The 2,766-nt window shown below is 66.2% G+C and carries 2 protein-coding genes; one reads left to right on the top strand and one right to left on the bottom strand.

Going from position 1 to position 2,766, the window contains the following annotated elements:
* Nucleotides 1–768 precede the first annotated feature (768 nt).
* A complete protein-coding gene (locus MFF42_RS26000) occupies nt 769–2,028 on the top strand; it encodes a polysaccharide biosynthesis/export family protein (RefSeq protein WP_238258844.1) in 1,260 nt (419 codons plus the stop codon).
* A gap of 306 nt (nt 2,029–2,334) precedes the next feature.
* On the opposite strand, the gene MFF42_RS25995 is transcribed toward MFF42_RS26000, so the two are convergent.
* The coding region (locus MFF42_RS25995; RefSeq protein WP_238258843.1) for an acyltransferase family protein at nt 2,335–2,766 on the bottom strand (432 nt) is incomplete at its 5' end.

Below are 2,766 nucleotides of genomic sequence, written 5' to 3'. Positions count from 1 at the left end.
TCCGACGAGGCGCGGGGCGGGGATGAACCGAGAGTTTTCGAGTATATGCTGGGGTATCGAATAAAAATACGTATTTGTCGGCATCATTCAAAATCACAGGGTTTTTTCTCGGCCCGGTGAGCACGCATTCATCGAATGCCGGTGAAGATCTGTCATGGACTTGCCTCGGATGGCAGTCGGAGGCAATGCTGTCGGAATCGGGCGGATGTCGCTGGCCCTCGATGCCTTTTCGGAGCCGCCGCAGACCTGCTCGATTTTGCCGGCTCGTTCTTCGGGGCGCAGGATGGATCGAGACATCCATCGCGTCGAGAGGCGCTTCACCTCGGGATCCGGTGGCGCTTCTGCAACAAGGCGGTCGCCGCAGGTGTGAAACCTGGGCGTGTGCGATTGCCGATCGCACATCCGTGCCGCGGTGATCTCGCCCCACCCGGTGGATGCGACGCCGACCGAGCGATCAAAGATTCATCATCTTCGCCGCCATTGCGCAGGAATGAGGCATTGGGTTGCGTGCAGGTTTCGAAGTTGAGGTTCTACGTTTATTTGATTTTGTTTGGTGTTTTTTGAGGTCAATGTTTCGGATTCGGCTCGATCCAGTGCGATATGCATCAATCGGATTTTCCGGAAGAAGCGTAGTCGCCGAAGTTTTTGCCGAGATTTTGGGCACATGTATTTCAGGTTGTTGTGATCAGCGGTGGGCAATTGATATCAGAGCTGCAACACCCACGCTAAAAACTGCTCGGGCCCTTGTCTGGTATGATCCGATCCTGAATGGTGCTCGGACGCAACGGTGCCCAGGGGCGTCTGTCAGTGTTCTACCCCAGTGTTCTCGCACGCAGCTTGGCCGCTGCCTGCCTTGTTGCGGCCGGGACGGCCTGCACCGTCACGCCGCGGGACGGCCCGATCGCGTCCGCTGTCCGCTCCTCCGCCGACGTCACGATCGAGCCGACCCCTGAATCGGTGAGCTACGCCCTCGTTTCCCTCAGCCCGACCGCACTTTCGGCCACCAACCGCAGCACGAGCGCCGCGACTCCAGCCTTCACCCGTTTCGTGAGCGGCGGCCGCGCCTCTCAGGCGCGCATCGCGCCCGGCGACGTTCTGGCGATCACCGTGTTCGAGGCCTCGACCGGCGGCCTGTTCCTGCCCAACGAATCGGGCAGCCGGAACGGCAACTTCGTCCAGGTGCCTAATCAGCAGGTCGATGGCGGCGGCACCATCAACGCGCCCTATGCCGGCACGATCCGCGTCGTCGGCATGACGCCGGACGAGGTCGGCCGGGAGATCGCCCAGCGTCTGGCCAAGCGGGCCATCGAGCCGCAGGTCGTGGTGACCATCGCGGAGCGCCGCGGCAACGACATCTCGGTTCTCGGCGATGTCAACCTGCCGACGCGCTTCTCGCTCGATCCCGGGGGGATGCGGGTGCTCGGCGCGGTCGCCCGCGCGGGCGGCCCGCGCAGCCCCGCTTACGAGACGCTGATCACGGTGCAGCGCGGCGCCCGCACGGAGCAGGCTCTGATGACGAGCCTGGTCAAGAACCCCGCCCAGAACATCCAGCTCGCCGCCGGCGACGTGGTCTACATCTCGCGCGAGCCCAAGATCTTCCTCACGCTCGGCGCCACCCTGCCGCCGGGTTCGGTCGGCGGCATCAACAACCGGCGCTTCCCCTTCGACAACGACAACATGACGCTCGCGGAAGCCATCGCCAAATCCGGCGGCCTCGACGATGCGCGGGCGGACCCGTCCGCCGTGTTCATCTACCGCATGGAGGCGCGGCGGACCCTGTCCGAGATGGGCGTCGACGTCTCGAAATACGCGAGCGAACTGGTGCCGACCATCTATACGGTCGACCTGAACCGCGCCGACGGCATGTTCCTCTCGAACGCGTTCTTCATGCGCAACCGGGACATCATCTACGTCTCGACGGCGCCCTCCACCGAGATCAACAAGTTCCTCGGCCTCACGCGCAACACGACGGGACTGTTCTACGATCTCAGCCTGGGGGCAGGCTCCATCGCCGCCGCGGCCCGCTGAGCGGGCCGTATCGGCGCCGCCTGGCGCGCAGGACATCGACGGCCCGTTGGTCGGCGACATGTCCCGCGGATCGGCGGCCGGCCGCGTGTCCCCCGATACCGTTTCCGGCTGATCGGTTCGGTCTCTCCCGACGTCCTTGCGAGGCGAACGCCGTCCGGGGCGCGCGCCTTCCGGGGGCGTCGTACCCCGGACCGCTTCGGCTTCGCCCCGCAACGACCGGGGCAGACGCCGACGGGATCGCCCGGAAGCCGTCTGAAACGCCCGCGGCGTGCAGGGGCCGGAACAGGGCCGCGGACGACCCTTCCTTCAGGGGGAGGTCCGCTTGGCCATGCCGCCCACGGCGCGTCCCGCGGGAAGGCGCGTGCGGAAGAGCTGTCGCGCGGGCGCCTCGAACAGGCGGAAGACGGCGTAGCTGACGCCGATGCAGATCGGGACGAAGACGAAGCCCGCCAGCGGCGACAGGTCGGCGATCTTGGTCTTGAACAGGTACTGCGTCGCGCCGGCCGCGGCGATGATCATCGATCCCTGCGTCAGGTAGACCGCGTAGGACGTCTCGCCGAGGAATGTCGCGAGGCGGGCGGCCCGGCCGGAGAAGACGGCACCGACGGCGGCGATCACCAGAGCGGGCAGGAGGATGAGGACCGCGAAGCCGTCGGCCACGGGCTGCAGCGGCTCCGGGAGCCAGAGCTTGGCCTGGGCCAGACCCGCGGCCGCGGCGCTGCTCGCCGCGGCCGCGGG

It is taken from the genome of Methylorubrum podarium, from assembly GCF_022179745.1.
Taxonomy (GTDB): domain Bacteria; phylum Pseudomonadota; class Alphaproteobacteria; order Rhizobiales; family Beijerinckiaceae; genus Methylobacterium; species Methylobacterium podarium.
This window is presented reverse-complemented; position numbering and strand designations above follow the sequence as displayed.